The 21,310-nt window shown below is 51.0% G+C and carries 13 protein-coding genes; 6 read left to right on the forward strand and 7 right to left on the reverse strand.

The window, feature by feature from the left end:
* Positions 1-27: 27 nt before the first annotated feature.
* Positions 28-897 (forward strand): helix-turn-helix transcriptional regulator, encoded by an 870-nt coding sequence (locus tag WFK81_RS22850; RefSeq protein ID WP_336788737.1) that lies wholly within the window; start codon positions 28-30, stop codon positions 895-897.
* Between the two features lie 10 nt (positions 898-907).
* On the opposite strand, the gene WFK81_RS22855 is transcribed toward WFK81_RS22850, so the two are convergent.
* Positions 908-1,780: an AraC family transcriptional regulator gene (locus tag WFK81_RS22855; RefSeq protein ID WP_336788739.1), complete on the reverse strand. Its 873-nt coding sequence runs from the start codon at positions 1,778-1,780 to the stop codon at positions 908-910.
* A 115-nt stretch (positions 1,781-1,895) separates the two neighbouring features.
* Here WFK81_RS22855 and WFK81_RS22860 point away from each other — a divergent pair, with 115 nt between their 5' ends.
* From WFK81_RS22860 to WFK81_RS22870, 3 genes are read left to right on the forward strand one after another with little or no spacing between them, the layout of a single operon-like run.
* Positions 1,896-2,567 carry a hypothetical protein gene (locus WFK81_RS22860; RefSeq protein WP_336788740.1) on the forward strand — a complete coding sequence of 224 codons (672 nt, stop codon included), beginning with the start codon at positions 1,896-1,898 and terminating at the stop codon, positions 2,565-2,567.
* On the forward strand, positions 2,564-6,541 hold the full coding sequence (locus WFK81_RS22865) for a glycoside hydrolase family 2 protein (RefSeq protein WP_336788742.1): 3,978 nt from the start codon (positions 2,564-2,566) through the stop codon (positions 6,539-6,541). The genes WFK81_RS22860 and WFK81_RS22865 overlap by 4 nt, the downstream gene beginning before the upstream one ends.
* Before the next feature lie 18 nt (positions 6,542-6,559).
* Positions 6,560-7,540, forward strand: coding sequence for an alginate lyase family protein (locus WFK81_RS22870; RefSeq protein WP_336788744.1), 981 nt, complete (start codon positions 6,560-6,562; stop codon positions 7,538-7,540).
* Between the two features lie 65 nt (positions 7,541-7,605).
* Here WFK81_RS22870 and WFK81_RS22875 read toward each other — a convergent pair whose 3' ends face one another.
* The 5 genes from WFK81_RS22875 to WFK81_RS22895 form a co-directional block, all read right to left on the reverse strand.
* Positions 7,606-8,244, reverse strand: coding sequence for a hypothetical protein (locus WFK81_RS22875; RefSeq protein WP_336788746.1), 639 nt, complete (start codon positions 8,242-8,244; stop codon positions 7,606-7,608).
* Positions 8,245-8,289: 45 nt separating this feature from the next.
* On the reverse strand, positions 8,290-12,861 hold the full coding sequence (locus tag WFK81_RS22880) for an Ig-like domain-containing protein (protein WP_336788748.1): 4,572 nt from the start codon (positions 12,859-12,861) through the stop codon (positions 8,290-8,292).
* Between the two features lie 59 nt (positions 12,862-12,920).
* Positions 12,921-13,790, reverse strand: a complete 870-nt coding sequence (locus tag WFK81_RS22885) for a carbohydrate ABC transporter permease (RefSeq protein WP_336788750.1) — start codon at positions 13,788-13,790, stop codon at positions 12,921-12,923.
* Positions 13,791-13,809: 19 nt separating this feature from the next.
* On the reverse strand, positions 13,810-14,709 hold the full coding sequence (locus tag WFK81_RS22890) for an ABC transporter permease (RefSeq protein WP_127490600.1): 900 nt from the start codon (positions 14,707-14,709) through the stop codon (positions 13,810-13,812).
* Between the two features lie 79 nt (positions 14,710-14,788).
* Positions 14,789-16,378, reverse strand: coding sequence for an extracellular solute-binding protein (locus WFK81_RS22895; protein ID WP_336788753.1), 1,590 nt, complete (start codon positions 16,376-16,378; stop codon positions 14,789-14,791).
* A gap of 311 nt (positions 16,379-16,689) precedes the next feature.
* On the opposite strand from WFK81_RS22895, the gene WFK81_RS22900 reads away from it, so the two are divergent.
* A complete protein-coding gene (locus tag WFK81_RS22900) occupies positions 16,690-18,990 on the forward strand; it encodes a helix-turn-helix domain-containing protein (RefSeq protein WP_336788754.1) in 2,301 nt (766 codons plus the stop codon).
* A gap of 163 nt (positions 18,991-19,153) precedes the next feature.
* Here the strand turns inward: WFK81_RS22900 and WFK81_RS22905 are convergent, their stop codons facing one another.
* Positions 19,154-20,191 (reverse strand): glycoside hydrolase family 88/105 protein, encoded by a 1,038-nt coding sequence (locus tag WFK81_RS22905; RefSeq protein WP_336788756.1) that lies wholly within the window; start codon positions 20,189-20,191, stop codon positions 19,154-19,156.
* Positions 20,192-20,341: 150 nt separating this feature from the next.
* Here WFK81_RS22905 and WFK81_RS22910 point away from each other — a divergent pair, with 150 nt between their 5' ends.
* Positions 20,342-21,295: a helix-turn-helix transcriptional regulator gene (locus tag WFK81_RS22910; RefSeq protein ID WP_336788758.1), complete on the forward strand. Its 954-nt coding sequence runs from the start codon at positions 20,342-20,344 to the stop codon at positions 21,293-21,295.
* Positions 21,296-21,310: the final 15 nt, after the last annotated feature.

Genomic DNA, 21,310 nt, shown 5'->3' on the forward strand with positions numbered 1-21,310 from the left:
TACAAAGGCAAAGGAGCTGTTGTCACCATGCATTGCCTGGAACTGATCATCCCTCCGCTTCCGCAGCTGTTAACGATCGGGCATTCCTTCTGGACGCCGGGACAGCAGCATGTGGCAAGATCGTTTAACGTATACGACATGCTGTTTGTTCTGAAAGGGACCTTGTATATGACCGAAGACGATGTGCCCTACGAGATTAAGGAAGGCAGCATGCTTGTGCTGGAGCCGAACCAAATGCATATCGGGCATCGTCCATGCGAGGAAATAACCGAAATCTACTGGATCCATTTCGCACATCCCGCCCCGGTCCGCACGATGGACAGCGGTCAGATCTCGTGGTCGATACCTTTTGTCAAAGGGAGTAACGACGACCTTACTCCCCATCGGCAGGTCATGTACTTACCGAAATTCGCGAATATACGAGCCACCGACGTTCTTCCGTTCCTGCAGCAGATGCTGGAGCTCCATCATACTTTGTCGCCCGCAAGCTCCTTGCCGCTCCAGACGCTGTTAGCCGGTCTGTTTGTCGAACTGCAGACAGCGGTAAGCAGCCAATTGGCTCCCCGGTCCAGGCTGCTCTGCGATCAGACGATCGCTTATTTGCAGCAGCATATGACCCGCCCGTTTGACGCGAAGCATATGGAGCAGACTCTGCATTTCCATTTCGACTATCTCGCCCGCTGCCTGAAAAAATATACGGGGATGAGCCCTCTTCAATATTTGCATAACCTGCAGATCAAAAAGGCGAAATCGCTGCTTGAGAGCACCGAGCATTCCGTATCCGAGATCGGCCAGCAAGTAGGAATCGAGAGTGCGAATTACTTCATAAGGCTGTTCCGCAAACAAGAGGGCATAACTCCCGGGCAATACCGTTCCGTCAGAATCGGCCGGGTATAACCCGGGTTGGCTACTTGGCGGCATAATGCAGCGCAGAGCGGTAGTCCAGAGGCGTCATTCCTTTTTGCTTTTTGAACAGCTTGCAGAAATAAGGAGCGCTTAATCGGCCAACCTCATAAGCGATCTGCCGCACCGGCATGTCGGTGCTTCCGAGGAGCACGCATGCCTCGCGCATTCGTCTTGCCGTCACGTAATCCGTCAGCGATACTCCCGTATATTGCTTAAATAGATGAGAGACGTAGTAAGAGGACAAATGCAGCTCTTCGGCGAGCAGCTCAAGGCTGAAGGGCTCACGGAAATGACGCTCGGTCCAATCCATCATCGCTTCGATATGGACGGTTTTGGCGGCGGACCACTCTTCGGGAGAAGGCTCGGGCTGAGCAATGACCGACAACTGCAGATAACGCAGCAAGGAAATCAACAGCAAAATTTGGGTCTCCTGCTCCTCCGCGTGCTCCCGTACAGCCTGTACCTGGCATTCGATTATAGGCATCAGTTCATTTTCCGAAAAGGCGAACTTAGGCGCGGGCAGCGCTCCCCTGGTCAAATAACGGAGGAACGATAACAGCTTCGGGAATGGCGCCAGGTAGGGCTCCAAAAACCGGGGATCAAAGGTCAGGTTGGTCCTGACATAGCGGGCGCTCTTCCGTCTCGGAATTTCCAGCTTGTGCAGCTGATAAGGCTGGAAGCAGAACAACGTCCCCCCTTCAAGCTCGTAGCTGTTGCCTTCCACCTCCACAACTCCGTGACCCTCATGAATAAAAAGCAATTCAAGACCTTGATGGGCATGAAACCGGAGAAAATGCTCCTCCGTCCATTCATCCCGGAAAGCGAGAAAAAAGCTGCTTTGCCCCGGTGCCACATGCTCGATACGAGATGTCAAAGGTATCTCTCCCTCAAAGATAGAATCGCAATTTAGTTATATCTTAGCACAACAGGGAATAATTCGTCCGGTTATATAATGAAGGCATCTTGATGATAGAACCCGGAGGTGCCTCATGCAGCGATATCATTATTTGGCGCAATGCCGCCATGACGTAGATCCCTTAGTCAACTTCCGCGATATGGAACACGAGCTTCTTGAACGGATGAAGGAAGCGGATGTGCATCATCTTAGTCTGTTCCACTATGGATCCAAGCTTTTTCTATACTATGAGAGCCCATTAAACGACCTCGATCCGCACTCTTTCTTCCGGCAATGCGACTCCGGACTTGAGCCTTGGCCGGGTGCGGACACGCCCCGGAGTTGGGTGCCGATGATGGACATTTTCCATTATCAGCAGCCCGTCAGCGCGGAGCATTGGCGCCGGAGCCATCCTTCGCCAAAGCCTTATGCCCGGATCGCGCATTTGAAGCCGGAACAAGTAGCGAGCTACATTTTCTACCACTATCAATATCAGGAAGAGCGTCCCGGAGACGGGGACAAATACGGCATGATCGCTCTCTATGAGAATCTATTGTTTTTCTATTCCGAATCACCGGCTACGATTGAGCCTCCCCCGTATACAGGCAGGCTTGACACCGCAAACACGCCGTCCGATTGGCAAGCCGCAATGGATCCCCACTTCATCATGTGGGACCAAGACGCCGGCAAACCCCTGGCCTGGCTAGAGATTCCCCTGCTGCTCCAGCTTGAAGGGAAAGCTTATGACGAGGAGCATGTACGATGAGAACAGCATATAGCTTAAATGGCGAATGGGATTTCATGCCTCTGTATGGGCATGGATCGGACTTGACTCTTCCAGAGCGACTCATCTACGAGGAACGGAAAGTACAGGTCCCGTCCAGCTGGCGTTCTTCTTACGTGCGGGCATCGGGCAAAAGCTTTGGGGAAATAAAGGAGCACGGGTATGCTCCCTATGATCTGAATGGTTACCCGAAGGAATGGGAGCGGGCGGATGCCGGCGTGCTCCATCGGGTGTTTCAGGCGCCTGAAGGGATGAACGAGCGTATATTTCTGAGGTTTGACGGCGTTATGCAAAAAGCCGCCATCTATCTGGACCATCAGCTGACCGCGGTCTGGGAGGACGGTTATCTCCCGCTACTCGTGGAGGTAACCGAACGGATTCGGTCTGGAACCGCCCACCATCTGCATGTCGTGTGCGGCAGCTTTGACAAAGTTACGCTGCCTTCCGGACAGCAAAAGGTTACAGGGCTGGTCGGCTCCTGGTTTGGCGCGCTTGCAAGAGGCCTATGGGCGGATGTTTATTTAGAAAGCAGACCGGTTGTATCGCTCTCGGATGTAACGATCCGCACATCCGTCCGGAAAGGCCGGCTCCACGTAAGTGCCGGGATAAGCCATCCACATACGGAGCAGCAGATAGACTCGTCGATTAGAGTTGAGCTGCGTGTACGGGAGAGCAGCTCGCAGGCATCCTCCCCTATTATTGAGGCTGAGGCGGTTTCGGGCGAATGGTCGGGTGAAGGCCAATCCAGCCAAGCCGTTTTCTCTATCGAATGGGCCGATGCCAAGCTGTGGAGTCCGGATCATCCCTTCCTCTATACGCTGGAGCTGTTGCTGCTGGACGGTGACCGCCTACTGGACCGGACGGAGGAAAGATTCGGTTTTCGCGAAATCACTTATGATGGTCCACAATTCTACTTAAACGGAATCCCCCTTAACCTGCGCGGCGATTCCTGGCATTTCCAAGGAGGGATTCAGCAAACGAAAGAGTACGTAAGGAATTGGTATCGCATGTGCAAGGAGGCCGGTGTGAACTGCGTTCGCCTTCATGCGGAGCCGCATCCGGCTTATTATTTGGACATTGCCGATGAAGAAGGCATGCTGATTGTGGATGAAACCGCCATCTACGGCTCCAGCAAATCGATGTTGGCCGATCATCCCGAATTTATTACGAACTGCAAGGATCATATCCGAAGATTGGTGGAACGGGACAGGAATCATCCTTCCGTTATTCTGTGGAGTCTGCAGAACGAGATGCGCTGGGTCGACGGGCGCGACGGATTTAAGCTGCATATCCCGTCTATGATGGCTGTCATTCGCGAGCTAGACCCTACCCGCCCTATCATTCTGGAGGGGGATAACCGTCTTCTTGCCAAAGAACTTACCGAGGTCGAGACCCGGCATTACAATATCGACGGAACCGTTGACGATTGGGACCGCAAGGCGCCTCTTGTTTTTGGCGAGCATGGCGGCTGGTGGTATATTTGCCCTCAGAACAGCAGCATGTACGTTGGTCATCTTGCGTACAAGGATACGGAGGAATGCGCGAAGGGGCTGGCGGAAAAAGAACGTTTGTTTATCGAATACGCGAGGCGGCAAGGGGTATCGGGTCTGTCCACCTTCAACTTTGCCCATTATTTCATGCGTGCGATGCCCGAGCGGGACATCCCGCTTCAGCTGTCCGATTCGGAATCGGAAGGTCCGCAGCTGAAAGTAATTCCGCGGTACTCCCTAACCCTTAATAACGGCCTTCTTCCGAAGGAGTATCCGACGTACAGGAAAAATCCGTCCTTTGATATTTTGGCCGCTGCCTTTAAGCCCGCCACTCTTATTCCTTCCGAATACAACCGCTCGTTTTTTGATGATGGGCCAATTGTCCGGAGTTTTGATGTGTATAACGACACGCTGCATACCCGTCAAACGACTGTTGTCTGCGAAGTGCGGCAGGAAGGACGGCTCATTCACAAGGAGACTTTCGAGTTCCGGCAAGCTCCGGCTAATCGCATCACGGTAACAACAAGATGGAAGCCGGAATCCGTTCATGATCAATCTCTTATTCAATTACACGCACTGTTGCTGCATGATAACGTACCTATGCATGAACTGGATTTGTGCTTCAAGCTTTATCCCTCCCGATATAAGACGGAGCCCGTCGTCATCAACCGGCCTGTCGTTTATATAGGCGGCGAGCAGGACTACGCTATTATTCGTGCATTGCTTCCGGCCTGCGAGCCCATCTCTATGGAGCAGATCCCGCAGCTGTCCCCCGAGCATCTCCTCGTGGCGGGAAGCAAACTCGAAGATCCGGATGGACGGCTTGAGGATGCGCTTAACCGGTACGTCAGTCAAGGCGGCAGGGTTGTGCTGCTCGAGCAGTTTCATTTGTCCTTCGGAGATTTGGCAATCTCCCGGCAAGACTTCATGAGAGCTCATTCCGGGGATTACAGCCATCCCGTTCTTCAAGGACTAGGTAACGACGATTTCATATTCTGGCACGAAGAGCTTCGGGAAGACGGTCCTCTCCCGATTATCCATGCTGCCTTCGAGAAGCCTGTAAAAGGTAATTTCACGATGCTTCTGGAATGCAGTGCGGGGGATTTCGGCGATGGCGGAGATTTATGGTCGCCGCTTCTGGAATACCGGAGCAAGGAAGGGCTGTTTGTTGCCAATCAGCTGGAACTGATGACGAACTTCTATCGTGTGCCGCAAGCCTGCTTCCTGCTGCGGAATTTGATTGCTTATGCGGGGAACGCCGAGAATACGGTTAGCCGACGTACGGGCGCGTTCATAGAGCCGGGAGGAAAAACGGAAGTTTTCCTGCGTACGCTATGCGTTTCATTCATTCTGCTGCGGGAGCTTCGGAACAAGCCGCTTGACGAATATGGCCTAATTCTGATTGAGCCGCATCTGCTAGCAGATCCTGATTCGGGTGAGGCTATACGGGAATATGCGGATAAAGGCGGCAGGGTTGTCATCCTTCCGGCGGTAATCGGGCAAGATGCTGTGCTGGCCGCATTGCTGGATCAGACTGTCACTGTCCGGGAAAAAGAAACGTATCATCTTGAAGCGGTCTATTCGGAGCCAGCCGTTCAAGGCTTTAGTCCGGTAGATTTGTTTGGTTACGACAAGGTGTTCTTGTCTCCCCGGGATGTCGTGAACCGCCCACTCGCTTCGCATAGCCTGTCGGCGGACGGCGCTGACGTACTGTGCAAGAGTGTGGAAGGTACCGCATGGCACGATTATTTCATCGGCCAGCATACGGATGAATACAGCAGACTAGCTCTGGTTGAACTGAATCGGGAGAAAGAACAACCAGCCGGGCATTACCTCCTTCAAATGCAGGCAGGCCAAGGGCTTTTTGTGCTCTCTCAGTTTCTTCTGGAAACGGAAAGCGACAAGTCGATTCGTTTGTATACGAGATTGCTTGCTAATCTCGGCGCGTCATTTGATGACGGTCTCCTGTCGGCAGTCAAAGGCAGCGGTCAATGGGCCGTAGAGAAAATCATGGCCATGCCTTGCCGGCCTTATGTCGATTTTGAAGCTATGAAAGCTTACTATATCGATCCCGAGTTCTCGCTCAACAATCTGGGTGAAGGACTTTACGGCTGGATGCAGAAAAAAGAGCGGAGCCGTTATGACGGAACGTTCCGCATTCCTAATCCAAACGGAGACCGCTGGTTTGTCAGCTGCTTTGTTTATATGCTGGCCCCAACGTTAGACGAAATCAACGGTCGGCTCCTAATCACAACCAACAGCTCCTGCGAGATTTATATAAACGGCAGCCCGGTGCACGCGCCGGATCAAGAGATTACTCTCCAAGCCGGAATTAACCGCCTGATTGCCATTGTGGACGGTACGGAAGAGGATATCAGGATTGGCATGGTTTTAAAAAATACGGACGGCACTCCGATGAAGCATCTGCAATACAAGCTGACTCTCGACGAAGTAGAGCCTAAATAGAATTGGAGGAACGTCCTCATGAGCAAAAAGGAACTCATTTCCAAAACCGCCGCTGCAGCTAAAGATGAACTTCTGCGTTTAGCGGAGGAGAGTATGTCCGTCAGCTGTCATGCCGTTCCTGTCTGGCATATCCCCGGCTTTTATTTCGATACCGCCGGTCACCAGGCCGCGAAAAAACTCATGGAAGCCGATGCGCAAGCCGCTTACGCGACAGCTCTTGCTTACCGGGTTACCGGTCAGTCCATCTATGCGGACAAAGCGGTGGAGCTGCTGCAGGGCTGGGCTTCTATTAACCGGGAGCTCGCGGACAAAGACGGTCCGCTGGTGTCCGCTTATTTGGGATCAGGCTTTCTTCAGGCGGCGGAGTGGCTAAAAGGTTATCCGGGATGGAGCCAGGAGGATCGGGGTTCATTTGTTCATTGGATCACAACCGTTCTATTACCGGAGTGGGATCGTATCCCGCTCCGGAACAATTGGTGGAGCTGGAGCTTGTATGCCCAGCTGCTGCTCTATCGCTTCCTGGATGATCAAGCCGGTTTTGCGGAGGAGGTCGCGCATTTGAAGGAGCATATCGACTCTTCCCTGTCGCTTACCGGCTTTATCCCGGAAGAAACGCTAAGAGGAACCAATTCGATCTGGTACCACTACTTTGCTCTCGCTCCTCTCACGGCGGCTTGCAAGCAGGTACTGGATTATACGGGCGAGGACTTGTTCCGCTGGACTTCCCCAAGCGGCAATACCATCAAGAGGGCGCTTGATACGCTGCTTTACTACGCCAACGGCCGTGCCTTGGAATGGCCATACGAGAAAGGCCAGAACGTCCCGAATCCTCTCTCTTCCCGGACTTGGCCTCTTGATCTCTATGAAGCCATGTCCAACATTTACGAGGATCCCGAATACGATCGATTCGTCTCACCGCATCGCCCGATCATCGGCAACCGGAACAAAAACAACGGTTACTTTCAGTCTTACGCATGGGTTTTTCCGGAGCTGCTCTAATAACGAAAGAACAGGGCTTTCCCAAAATCATTAAATGAATTTGGGAAGCCCTGTTTTGTTATCTTTTATTGTTTTATTTTTTCTAATACTTTAGTCATCTGTTCCTCATTTTCTTTTACGGCATCACTGTCTACCGCATCTTCTCCCCGATAGGTATATTTTGTATTTTGCAAGAAATTAAAAGCAAATTTGTCGATTGGTCGATTGTCTGTATCGTTATAATAATTGTCCACTACTTCAGCGATAAAAATGTTCCTCAGCATATAATTGTGATCCTTAATATCCATTAAGTATCCCCCGGATTTGAATTCACCTACCAGATATTTCTCATAGTCCCTGAGTTCGTTTTTATCTTCTAGCTTGTAGGATTCTGCAAGACTTGATACTTGACCAATTTTTTCTGTTTCGGATAAATCTTTGTCTGCGATTTCATTAACTTGTTCTGCCCAGTCTGTAGCAAATGTAGTCATTGTATTTGACTGCGATAATGGATCATATGATATTTCTGAGTCTTTACTGCCGATAAACGATAATATAATCGTAAGAATCAGGAATGCGGATGATAATGCAAACCAACGCTCAAACTGTTTATTCCTCTTTTGTACAACTCTTACTATTCCAATAACTAGAGTAACAAGAAAAGCCAGTAAGCAGAATATAAACATCAGACTCGCATCTCCCCTTCTTATACTTCTCTCCTGCATTTATCGAAAAAAAGCGTTGCAGAGATAACCCTCTGCAACGCTTTTTTAGTTCACTCCGCTATTAAACACACTTCCCGATTCCATCCCTTGCAAAACATACGCTGCATCCCGCAGAAGATAAGCGGCTGCCTCAGCCTGAATATGCTTGCCGCTTTGCGCCTCCACATGATTGATAAAGGCTTCCAGACTGCCATTTTCCAACTTCATCGTTAAGCTATTTGCGACACCCTGGTTATCAATCCAGTTCAACTCATAGAAATGCGCAACTAACTCTTTCAGCGAACCAATGTCGGCATAGGTGGTGAAGGTCACCGTGCTCTCCCGCGTATTCCCTGCCAGGTCAGTGACTGAAACCATAAACGTATGGGAACCTGCAGCCAGCGTGTACAATGGAACAACTCCCTGCTGTACCGTTTGACCATCCAGCTGCGCGATCGTTTTCCCTTCATCCACTCCGGAGACGGTATCCCAAACCGCCCAGGACAGAGTCAATGTTTCCGAGTTTGCGTATGCCTTCTCTTCCAATCCCGTTATAGAAGCCTCGGGTTTACTAGTATCCAGCTTAAAGCTTATCGATTTGTCGTCTTCTCGATTTCCGGCCGAGTCAACCGATCGATAGAGCAACGAATAGCTCCCGTCTTCACTAAACGTAAGCTGACTCCGATAAGGAAGCCAGGTTGCTCCGCCATCGGTGCTGTATTCCGTGCCTGCCACGCCGGTTCCGCTGTCGATTGCGCTCAGATCAACGGTTACAGGCTTGGAATACCAATCTCCAATGCCATCAGGCTGCGATGGAGTCATAGCTGCCGCCGTTACCGGAGCAGTCCGGTCAATCCGCGTAAACTTGACGTCGTCGAACCAGAACTCGCTGAAGCCCCCGACATAAAAGCCCACCGTTCCTGATGCATTATGCTTGGTATCCGTGCCGTCCAGCCTTAGCTCCCCGTTGACATACACTCTTATACTCGCCCCATCTACCAGAACACGAATGTTGTACTCCGAATTTGGCTGCAGATCCTGACCGGAGAAATTATTCGTCTGCAGCACCGTCCAATTCGGATTGTATAATACCCATTGCGACGTGCCATCCCCCAATTTCCGGTATCCGATCTTGCCTGAAGTGCCGGAAGCCGATCGGTCATATACGTAGAAGGTGCCCTGAGCCGGCATCTCGGCAGGCGTCTTCAGCTTGAAGGTTAAGTCATAGTCGGTAAATACCTTCGGATGAAGAGAGGAAGCTCCCGCTACAATGCGGTACATCTTATTGCCGTTTACGGTTACGATGCTCCGGTTCGGGTCAACCGGCCAACTGTTCGCTCCTGAATCGAAATCCGTGTACAGAAGGATATCGGAGACGACTATCTTAATAGAAGCCGAAGCTTGCGGATTGGCAACGGAGGTAACCGTAACCGTCGTTTCGCCTTTTGCCAGGGCAGTTACCTTACCGCTCTCGTCGACGGACGCAATATCCGGATTTGCGGATTGCCAGACAACGGCGCGATTGGCGGCATCCGACGGATCGAATTGAACCTGCAGCTGCTGTTGTTCGTCTATGACCATGTTCAAGCTGCTCTTATCCAGCAGCAGACCGGCCACATCGGTCGTTGGAACCTTGAATTGAATATCATCGAACAACAGATAATCAAAGCCGCCGGCATAGAAACCGACTTTCCCCGAAGGATTAAAGGTCGGATCGGACGCTTTCAGCTTCAGCTGACCGTTGGCATAAACGCTGATTTCCTTGCCCTTCACAATAATCTTGATATCGTATACGGTATCGGGCAGCAGATCCTGGGAGGGTAGCGCATTTTGCTTAATCGTTGCCCATGCCCCGTTATATAGAATCCACGAGGAGGTTCCGTCGGCAAACTTCCGGTATCCGATTCTTCCGCCGCTGCCGCTTGGATTCAACCGGTCGAATACGTAAAAGGTAGCCAGCTCTGGAATAACCGGTGGCGTCTTCAGCTTGAAGTCAAGCTCGTAATTGCTGAAGTCGTTATCGTTCAGCGCCGTGGCGCCTTTGAGCAGCTTATACATGTGATTGCCGCCGCCAACGTCTACAATGCTGCGGTTAGGATCGGTCGGCCAGCTATTCCTGCCGTTCTCGAAGTTCGTATCGTCCATAATCCCGTCTCCGACCTCAACGGTCACCTGGACCTCATCCTTAAGAAGCGGATTGTCTGCGGACGCGGCCGTAACGGTTGCGCTGCCCAAGTTCACTCCCTTCAGCTTGCCGTTTGCATCCACCTTCACGACGGATGGATCGCTTGATGTGTACACCAGTGCAGGATTAGTCGCATTCCATGGCAGCACCGCCGCATAAAGATCGTAAGATTTGCCGATTCCGATCGCAAGGTTATCCTCATACAGCTCCACGCCTTCGACAGGAATAACGTCAGGAGCCAAGTAGGTACCCGCTTTTTCCGTTAGTCCCATCTCGCTAAACGGAATGTCCGCAAAGCCCGGTATTTGCTGGAACACCGCAGCGTCGGACTTCAAATTCAAATTCCCGCCGGCCAGGTCTACAAATCCCGGATCCGAGTTCGTCACCCAGTTGTTCGCGTATTGCACCAGATTAAGCTTATCGTAAGCGCCGTTTGCGTTTGTCGTGCCGCTTCTCGCTTTTGTCGGATTGTAAATAACATTCTTCTTGAAGGTATTGGTGTCCGGATAATAACGGTTCTCCGTGAAGAAATCCGCCAGCTCCGGATATTTCGTCAGATGCGGCATGCCAACGAAGTTATTGTACTTGTCGAATAAAGCATGCCACGGTCCCATGTAGTTTTTGGAGATTTGCTGCTCCGGACCGTCGCCCAGGTACATATCCGAATATTCGTAAGGCGTCTTGGCGTCAATAAAGAGATTATTGCTGGTCTTAATATGGGCGCCGCCATTGTTCAGAATCCCGGAATTGCCCATCCGGTAGAAAATATTTTCCTCAATCGTAAGCCCCATCGTAAAATTGTCCGGATACACCCCTTGTACCCCGGCTTTGCCTTCCCCGATATGATGGAAATAGTTTCTTCGGATAACCGTTCCCCGTTCCTGCGGCGACGCACCTAGATTCATATAGATCGCGCCAAGATCGGAAAACGTTTTGCATACGTCGTAAATGTTGTTGTATTCGACCACATGATCGTTGCCAAAGATAAGGACACCAGGATGCGGAGCGTCATGAATCTCGTTATGCGATATGCGGTTGCCGGCTCCGGTCAGGATGACGGCAGGATTATAAGCTTTATGGTAATAGGCAAAATCATGAATATGGCTGTTCTCCACCACATTGTTCCCTGGCTCGAGAGTCAGCCTGTCGCCTCCGTTCAGAATTACTCCCGTTCCCCCGATATGTTGAATATGGGTGCCGATCACCGCATGATTTACGCCGGAAGCCTTGGCAAAGTCATCGTAAAGCCACCGGCTTTGGGTATTAATACGCACGCCGCCTTCGGTGAAATTGCGGATTTCGCAGTGCACGATCCGCACGTGGTTGCCGCCCATGATCACCGCCGCGGAATCGCGGCCATTTTCCAATATCAGATCCTCAAAGTTCACGAAAGACGTATTTACCGTATTAATCATCGGAGTCTTCAGCATCGTTACGGTAATCTCCGGATTGGCCTTCTGCTTGAACGCAGCTGTCGGCATGAAATACAGGATGCCTTGGCTCCGGTCCACATAGTACTCGCCCGGCATATCAATCTCTTCCAATAAGTTCTGGGCAAAATGAAAGTCCGGGTACCAGTTTTTAAACAAACCGCTCATTTCCCCGTAAGCCAATGTGATGGTTTTATTGACGGTATCAATAGAAGCAACCTTGTTATAGGACCATTCCCAGCTATAGCCGAAAATGCCGTCCAGCCATATATCGTCCGCCTGCGTCCATAACGCCGGCCGGTCGTAAGTATACTTGAACGTGCCGCCCCGGGTCTGCAGGTCAGTATCCTTGCGTGTAGGACCGGGGTCAACGATATCGCCCATCTGTACCGTCCCGTTGTTCGGCCATCTTGCCAGAGTCATGCCTTGGCCTTCCACATACAGCTCCATAGGCGGGGTCTGGCTGACATCATTAGCTTTGTAATAGCCATGCCGGCTCAAGACGCCGTAATCCGTAATCCCATGCGCCTTGAGGTCTACCTGCAATACCTTTGTTCTTGCGTCCGTGCTGATGATCCGGTTCAATACCGCTTCGTCGGTTACAGGCTCGAACCAGTCCTTCTCCAAGTTCCGGCCGCCGCTCAGCCTGACGGATTCTCCCGGATAAGCCTTGTAAGTGACCGGTTTATCCGCCGTACCCGAATCCTGCTCCTCAAGCTGAAAGCTTCCGGTCCGGTTGTAAACGCCGCCTCTCAAATAGACCGTAACGCCGCCATCCGGCAGTCCCGAGCTTTGCTTTAATTGACGGATGGCATCTCTTGCTTTCTCCAGAGTAAGAAAAGGCGATTCTAAAGTCCCGGAGTTGGAATCGCTTCCATTTGGCGAGACGAAAAAGAGTGCTCCGGCATCTTCGCCGGAACCTGCGCTTGAATCCGGGGATTCTGCCGCGAGCACGCCGCCTGCTGGAAACCCGCTCAAAAGCAAAGCCATTATCCATACGACCATCAGCATTTTCTTCTTCATTCTTCATCAATTCCTCCTTATTGCTTGAAATAGAAAGGGAACCTTGTGGTTCCCTTCGCTCAGCCTTTTACCGATCCGATCATCGTTCCTTTCTCGAAATATTTCAGCAAGAAAGGATATACGACAAGCACGGGCAATGTGCACACGATTACGGATGCCATCTTCAGGCTTTCGGGAGCCGGAGGGATCATATTTGTTGCCGTCGTAAACGGATCCACCTTGTTCTCGATTAGAATTTGCCGGACGACCTGCTGCAGGACAAACTTCGACTGGTCGGTCACGTACAGCAAATTGTCCATAAACGCGTTGATATGGTGAACCATGGACCACAGTCCGATCGTGACAAGCGGCGGAATCGAGAGCGGCAGCACAATGCGGAATAAAATCCCGATATCCCTGGCTCCGTCGATCCGAGCCGCTTCAATCAAGGCGTCGGGAAGCGACCGGAAGAAGGATAACATAACCAGAACCTGAAACGCATTGGCCGCCGTAGGCAGCACATAGACCCAAAGGGAGTTAAGCAAATGCAAATCCTTCATCAGCAAATAATGGGGTACGATCCCACCGTCGAAAATCATGGTAAAGAGAAGAAGCAACGTCAGTATTCGTTTGACGGGAAAATCGGGACGCGACAACGGATAAGCCGCGCAGACGGTAACGAGCAGCGTGAGAGCCGTGCCCACGACCATCCGGAAAATCGTATTCGAATAGCCGGACCAGATAAACGGATAATTAAGCAGCTCCCGGTAAGCCGTCCACTGGACATCCCGCGGGAAGAAATGAAACCCGCTCCGGAGCGCCTCCCCGCGTCCGCTGAACGAAACGGCTATGACATGGATAAACGGATACACAACGATTACCGCGAGCGAGGCTAATACAAAATAAATGATGCCGGGGGCAATACGTTCCTGCCATCTTCTTGCTTTCATGACTAACTTCCTCCTGTCCCTACCATAACCCGCTCTCTCCCCGGCTCATTTTCCGTACAAGCAGATTGGCGCCGAGAATAAGCAGAAGGCCGACCAGCGACTTGAACAGACCAATCGCAGCCGTGTAACTGTATTGGAATTGCTGCAAGCCCACCCGGTAGACATAAGTATCGATCACATCGCCGGTTTCGAACGTAACCGGGTTAAGCAGGTTGATGATCTGTTCGAAATTCGCGCTTAAGAACCCGCCGAGACTAAGAATAAACATAATCGCGATCGTAGGCATAATCGACGGAATATTGATCTTAATCATCCGCTGCCAACGGTTGGCGCCATCGATAATCGCCGACTCCTGAAGCTCCGGGTTGATCCCGGTCAAGGCGGCGAAATAGATAATGGAGCCCCAGCCCAGATCCTTCAGAATCGCGGAAATAACAACAATCGAGCGGAAATACTCCTTTTTCCCCATATAGAAGACAGGCTCTACCCCAAACCATCCCACGATCTCGGCTAAAACCCCGGTCGTTGGCGATAAAAAGTAAATGATAAGCCCTGACATGATGACCCACGATACAAAGTGGGGCAAATACATCGTCATCTGAATAAAGCGCTGGAAGTAGCGTGACCGGACCTCGTTAAGCAGCAACGCCAGAATGATCGGTGCGGGGAAAGCAAAAAGAAGCAGATACAAATTAAGAAGCAGCGTATTTTTAAGGAGACGGTAAAAGTCGCTGTTCTGGAACAGCTCTTGGAAATGCTGCAGCCCTACCCAAGGACTCCCCCAAATGCCGTCCACCACTTTGAAATCCTTGAACGCAATAATCACGCCATACAGCGGACCGTATTTGAAAATGAAGAAAAAGAGAAACGAGAACAGAAATAACGAGAGCAGCTCTCCGTGCCTGCGTATAGTCTTCATGCCACACTTCCTTGCAACCTTGCCCGGTCCGCCCGCAAGAGCAGGCTTTCAGCCCTTGCGGGTTCGCGGTGCCGGCCGGTTAATTTTTGAATTGCGCCTGGTACAGCTCGTTGGCTTCTTTGGTTAACTCGTCGCCGCCTCTAGCCTTCCATTCCGTTACGAATTTATCGAAGTCGTCAAGCGGAATTTCTCCGCTGATAATCTGAGCGAAATACTTCTGCATAAGCGCAGTCAGATCCGCCTTGTATTTGCCGTCGGACGGCAATACCGAGAACAGAAGGGCATCCGTCAGGTTCGGCGCGGACGAATACGTTTTGATTGCTTCGTTCAGCTTCGGATTGGAATACTTCTCGCGGTACGCCTGCGTCGTAATGTTGCCCAGCGAGAAGAGGCGGATTCCTTCCTGGTCGCGCTGCTCCTGCTTCTCGAACGAAGGAAGGAACTTGGTGGCTCCCGATGCTGCTCCGCTCTCCGCAAAGTCCCAATGCGTACCTTTCACGCCAAGGCTGGTCATGTTAATCGTTTCTTCGTCGCTGCTTTCCGCGCGGAGAATTTCGTACAGCTTCTCCAGCTTCTCAGGCTGGTCCTTCACCTTGCTGCCGATCACGACAAAGTTGCTCTTCACGCCCCAGTCCCATGATCCGTCGCCGCCCGGGCCTTTCGGATTTTTCGAGAAGACAAGCTCCGCGTTTGGACTTAACGATTTCATTTCCGTTACGGTGCCGCCTTCCGGAAGCGCGCCTTTTGCGATTTGCTCTTCAATAACGCCAATCCGGTTGTTGTACAGCTTCTTGCGGTAAGAATCCTGCGTATCGGTTATAAATTCAGGGTCAATAACCCCATCCGCATACCACTTCCGCAGCTTCGCCAATGCTTCCTTCGTCTCCGGCATAACGGAGCCGTTTACGATCTCGCCGTTTTTCTCATGCCACATCGTTGGCTCCACGCCAAACGCCCCAAAGATCGAATAGAAACCGGAGGACCAGGTAGAAGTGGCTGTACCGGTCAAGCCGAATGTATCCTTTTTGCCGTTCTTGTCCGGATCCTTCTGCGCAAACGCATATACCGCCTGCTCGAATTCGTCCAGCGTCTCCGGCACCTTCGTAATGCCGACGTTATTCAGCCAATCCTTGCGCCAGAGCATACCCAGATCATAAGGCTTCAAATCGATAAACATCGGAATCGCCCACAGCTGATCATTAAAGGTAACGGTCTGGAACAGCTTGCTGTTTTTCTCGATATCGGCATAGTATTCCGGCATCTTTTCCTTCAATTGATTAGGATCAATGCTCATGAGCACGCCTTGGTTCTGATAAGCCGATACGTTAGCGGGATCACCCAGCATAAAGATATCCGGAATATCTCCGGAAGCGATGCTGGCATCGGTCACTTTCACCGGCTTGATCTTAACGTTGAATTTCTTTTCAAGCCATTTCTGAACTTCGGTATTTTCCACAACGCCCGCAGCCTGGAAATGAATGCCCCATGTAATTTCAATCGGCTTTGCGTTTGCTTCTTTTGTTTCCGTCGGCGCGCTTTCGCTTGGGCTGGCCGTCGGATCCGTTGTTCTATTATTAGTTGCGTTATTCGAGTTGGAGCTGCAGCCTGCGAGTAAACCCGCAGCTACGATTGCCGCCAATGCGGCCTTGCCCATTGTCCGTCGTTTCATTTGCAATTCAATCTCCCCCTATTGATTCGGTATAATGGACCGCATCCAGGCTCTGGCTCCCGGCCGGGTTATGGGAGCGGTTACAATATTTACGATAGCCTTCTCCACCGGCGTTCTCAATCCTCTATTCCGACTCTCTTTTATGTTTTTCCGCTTTCACAGCGTTTGGATCGCCTTATGTTTTTCTGTTTTTTGTATGTTTTTCGCGTATTTCCTTCCCAAGGGAGGCAGCTGTGATATAATCCCGATATTAGCGCATTGCTTGGCGCATCAATATGTAAGCGCAATCATTGAGACAAGGAGTGAATACAATGCCGGGCTCAATCAAGCAGAACAGCATGTTCGTGAAGCAGCTGCTTTCCTTAACCGCAATCGCCGTCATCACGGTTATCCTTATTGCATCCGTTACTTATTCCATCTCGGCAAACAACAGTATTCAAAATGCGATTACATACAATGAATCCGTCCTAACCCAGCAGCAAGAGCTCATCCACAAGGAACTAACCTCCATTAAATATAACGCTTCAGGCATGATCGCAACACAGTCGTACCTTTATCAAATGAAAGGTAGCAAGCTGAGCGTCAGCTCCCTTATCGACTTAACCGGCTTTGTAGCCGAACAGAAAAAAATCAGTCCTTACATCGATTCCATCTATATTTATTACGCTCCGCTCGAGCTTGTCCTGACCTCGCGGCAGGAAATCCGGACTTCCCCGATCTCCACCTTCGCGGACCGGTCCTGGCTGGAAACGTGGAAGCAGCCTTCGGCAAGCCGCTCGGTCTGGATTACCGGGAGAGAGGATGGCTTCTCCCCCGATCATTCAACGGCCAGCCTGCTTCAAAAAATGCCGCTCATCGGCCAAGTAAACGGGGCTATCGTGATCAACTTGAAGCTGGATCTTCTGTTTAACGATTATTTGAGCCATTATCATAATAAGAAAGGCACCACACTCGTGCTTGGAGCAAACTCCGAGCTGCTTTATACCGATGCGGCCGAAGGAGATAAGCTGTTGAAGGCTGTTAACCTCAACCGTCTAAACGCGGAAAGCGGCTCCTATATCGATGATTCCGACAGGATCATCTCCTACACGACCTCCGAGCTGACAGGCTGGAAGTTCATCGACGTCACGGAGAAGTCCACCCTCCTGCAAGGGATGGGGCGTATTAAAGTAATTGTCGTTTCGGTTGCCGTGGCTTATCTGACAGCCGCAATCGCCATCTCCTTTTTCGTGTCCAGAAGATTATACCGTCCGCTCCACAGCGTCATCTCTTATATCGAGAATGCCGCGCATGACCAGCGGGATGGCGCAATCAGGCCTGTTCCGACCGGTGACGAAGCGGGCTTTATCCGGCAGCGGTTCGAGCATATGATCCGCAGCTGGGAGACCCTCGCCAAGGAGAAAAGGAAGGTCGATTCCCTGCTCACCGATAACCGTACGGCAATTAAAGAGAAGTACCTAAACGACCTGATCCAAGGCGGCGAAGGGAACGGGCAGGCCGTGGAGCTGCTGGGTCTGCGGATTGATTTCTCCCGGTTTGCCTTGCTTACGCTTGAACTGGAGGAGCCTTATCCCGTAAAGGACGATCTATTTCATTTCCACTTGCTGCGTTACGGGTTTATGGATGAACTAGGCGCGGATATCGACGGTGAGGTATTCGCCAAAGATGATAAAAGAACGGTTATCCTCTTGGCTGTTCCGCCGGAAAATGAAGACTTCCCCCTGGAATATGCCAAGAGGCTGAAACAGCATATGCTCACCAGGTATGGCTTAACGGTTACGATTGCGGTCAGCCGCATATGCACGGGAGAGGAATCGGTAAGGCTGGCTTACGAGGATACGATTGCTGTCTTGAACCTGAAAATCTATATCGGTAAAGGCGAGGTATTGCCCTACTCGATCTTGGGCGACTGGCAGACCGGGGATGAAGAGGCTTATTACTACCCGTATGACCTGGAGGCCAAGCTGCAGCAGGCGCTGCTTCAGACGGATAAAGAGGAGTGCTTCGATACTCTCAGGGAGATCACCAGGACCGCAATCGATAAGAAGCTGAGCAAGGCCAATATCCAGCAGCTGTTCTTCCAGCTGAGCGGCGAAATTGTCAAAACCCTTGTCCAATCCCGAGGGGATATTGCCGCCGTATTCGGCAGCCGCGCCGCTTATGCCGATCTTATAGCTCGTGCCGAGACTCTGAAGGATATGGAGAAATGTCTAATCGAAATGTGCAGCAGAATTATCGACTACCACCGCGAGAAGCGTTCCAAAATGACGGATGTCACTTTGCAGCTCGCCATCGATTACATGGATGCGAATTTCAATAACAACATTTCCGTAGATACCGTTGCCGAATACGTGGAACGCAGCTCCTCTTACTTAAGCCGTATTTTCAAAGAATCCACGGGTATGACCGTCAATGACTATTTGATTCAGCTGCGCATAAAGAGAGCGACGGAGCTGCTTCGCCAGGATAACCCGTCTATCGAAGAGATCTGCCACGAGATCGGGTATGCCAATGTCAGCTACTTCAATAAGATCTTTAAAGCCCGCACGGGGCTTACGCCCGGGCAATACCGGCAGCAGCAGGCGGCGGATAAGCTGCTCAACCAGGGTTGAGGATCAGCCGATCATCTGCTAAGCCGACCCACTGCTTTTTAGCCGCCGTGAGGAAGCGGCCAAGATTCTTGCATTGCTGCTCCAGCTTAAATAGTCTTTGAATCCAAAAAATGGATAGAGAATCAGGGAGCCCCCGATATCTCTATCCATTGTTATTTAGCGATTAAATTGCGCTGACAACTTCCGTATTCTGAATTAATGCAACCAGGTAAGCAAGCGTTAATCCCTGCCCCCAGCCTTGCACCCGCTTCTTGGAGATAACTTTATAGTCATCCGCCGAATACATAACCGCTGTGCCGGCGGATACATTGCGTACCGAACCGTCATCATCGATATTGGCACGGACGCCTTCATAAGCTTTGGCCATATAATTCTGATGCAGCGGATGCGCATAAATCGTCAAGGCAGCGGCAATGCCAGCGGACGCCGAGGTTTCCTCGTAGGAGGTCTCGTCGTTAAGTACCGTGCGCCACAGACCGTTTGGAGATTGAAGTCTGACTAGAGAGCTTAACTGATCGCCAAGCGCTCCGCCAAGCTGCATCCACATCGGCATAAAAGGATTAAGCATTTTATGAGCCTGCGCCATTGTGTAGGCCGCCCATGCATTTGCTCTGCCCCAATAAATGCCGGACAGGTGATCTCCTCTTACATTATCCCAAGCATGGTAGAACAGATTCGTCTTTGTATCCTGCAAATATTCTTCATGCCAGTAGAACTGGTTAAGCGCATCGTCGATGTATTCCTTCTTGTCCAGCTTGAAGCCAAGTCTCAGCAGGAAATACGCCGCCATAAACAACGTATCGGCCCACGCCTGCTCGGGAAAATCGTTCTTGGACGATACCGTATGCTGGAATACGCCATCTCCGAACCGGATCGCGTCCTTGCGCAGGTATTCAGCTTTCATTAGGGCGAGATCCAAGTATTTCTGGTCGCCCGTCGCTTCATGCAGCGTCAGCATCGTGTGCCCCATTGCGCAGGAATTAACCATTAAGGCCGGCAGCCCAAGCTCCAAATATTCGTCCACCCATTTCACCAGAAAATCGATATACTCCTGATTTTTCGTTACTTCCCACGCTTTGCTGATGCCGTAAAAGGCAACTCCGCAGGACCAGTTCCAGGTAAAATCCATATTCATCGTTCTGCGTACGACAAGGTCGATCAGCTCTAATACTTCCTCTTGGCCCACTTCAAATTTTTTCATCGTCCAAACCTCCGTCTGAAATCGCTCTCATAACCCAAGAGTAGCATGAATTTTGCAAGGATTTCTCCGCATATATGGACAAATACTCCTTAAACCCCGCAAATATTGATATAATAAGATGCGAATGTCCATGAAAGGAGTTCTACTATTATGACGATTGCCTCGCTTCCCAATATGCTGCGGTACGGTTCGATCAGCGAGCCCTTATGGATCGAATTCGACCGGAGAATCGGCTACCATTCCATGGACACTACCCATTATCATCGTTCGTATGAATTTTTTTACTTGTACAGCGGAGAAAGAAAGTTTTTTATACGCGATTCCGTCTATCAGATTCAGTCGGGCGATCTTATTCTCGTAAATACCAATGATGTGCATCGGACTTCCGAGCTGAGCCAGCCCAATCACGAGCGGATTGTGCTTCATTACGACCTGCCCTTCTTTGACGGTTTATCGCATGAGGAGACCGAGCTGCTTCTGTCCCCTTTCTCAACCCCTTATCCCATTATTAAGCTTAATCTGCAGGAACGGATGCAGCTGGAGTTGCTGTTTGAATCCCTGTTGCGCGAGCTGCACGAATCTCCGCCAGGCTATCGGCTGCATGTCCGGAATATGGCCACCGAGATTCTGCTATTCACGGCCCGGCATACCCTAAAGCGCAAAGCGCTGCCAAGCATCGAGCTTACCCCTGTTCAGCAGAAAATAACGGATATTGTCCGCCATATCAACCAGTATTTTAGAGAGCCTTTGCTTCTTGATGACCTCGCCAAGCAGTTCTTCATAAGCAAAGGGCATCTTAGCCGTGTCTTCAAGGAGGTTACCGGCTTTGGCTTCAGCCAATACCTCAACATCACCCGGATCAAGGAGGCCGAGCGGCTGCTAAAGGAAACCGATTGGAGCATTACTCAAATATCCGAGCATTGCGGCTTCGAGAACTTTTCACACTTCGGCAAAGTGTTCAAGGAGCTGTCCGGCGTTTCCCCCCGTGCTTACCGGAAGCTGGAGCAGCAATCGAGTAGGAGGGGGCGCCTAGCCCCCGTCCTCTCACACCACCGTACATGCGGGTCCGCATACGGCGGTTCCAAATGGTTAACAAAGTTCTAAATAACGAGTAAGTAA

Source organism: Paenibacillus sp. MMO-177, assembly GCF_037147795.1.
Lineage (GTDB): Bacteria > Bacillota > Bacilli > Paenibacillales > Paenibacillaceae > Pristimantibacillus.

Bases quoted from the DNA above. Each gene is read 5' to 3' on its own strand.
- WFK81_RS22910 (WP_336788758.1), top strand. From the start codon at position 20,342: ATGACGATTGCCTCGCTTCCCAATATGCTGCGGTACGGTTCGATCAGC.
- WFK81_RS22895 (WP_336788753.1), bottom strand. From the start codon at position 16,378: ATGAAACGACGGACAATGGGCAAGGCCGCATTGGCGGCAATCGTAGCT.
- WFK81_RS22865 (WP_336788742.1), top strand. From the start codon at position 2,564: ATGAGAACAGCATATAGCTTAAATGGCGAATGGGATTTCATGCCTCTG.
- WFK81_RS22900 (WP_336788754.1), top strand. From the start codon at position 16,690: ATGCCGGGCTCAATCAAGCAGAACAGCATGTTCGTGAAGCAGCTGCTT.
- WFK81_RS22890 (WP_127490600.1), bottom strand. From the start codon at position 14,709: ATGAAGACTATACGCAGGCACGGAGAGCTGCTCTCGTTATTTCTGTTC.
- WFK81_RS22875 (WP_336788746.1), bottom strand. From the start codon at position 8,244: ATGCAGGAGAGAAGTATAAGAAGGGGAGATGCGAGTCTGATGTTTATA.
- WFK81_RS22905 (WP_336788756.1), bottom strand. From the start codon at position 20,191: ATGAAAAAATTTGAAGTGGGCCAAGAGGAAGTATTAGAGCTGATCGAC.
- WFK81_RS22880 (WP_336788748.1), bottom strand. From the start codon at position 12,861: ATGAAGAAGAAAATGCTGATGGTCGTATGGATAATGGCTTTGCTTTTG.
- WFK81_RS22870 (WP_336788744.1), top strand. From the start codon at position 6,560: ATGAGCAAAAAGGAACTCATTTCCAAAACCGCCGCTGCAGCTAAAGAT.
- WFK81_RS22860 (WP_336788740.1), top strand. From the start codon at position 1,896: ATGCAGCGATATCATTATTTGGCGCAATGCCGCCATGACGTAGATCCC.
- WFK81_RS22885 (WP_336788750.1), bottom strand. From the start codon at position 13,790: ATGAAAGCAAGAAGATGGCAGGAACGTATTGCCCCCGGCATCATTTAT.
- WFK81_RS22850 (WP_336788737.1), top strand. From the start codon at position 28: ATGCATTGCCTGGAACTGATCATCCCTCCGCTTCCGCAGCTGTTAACG.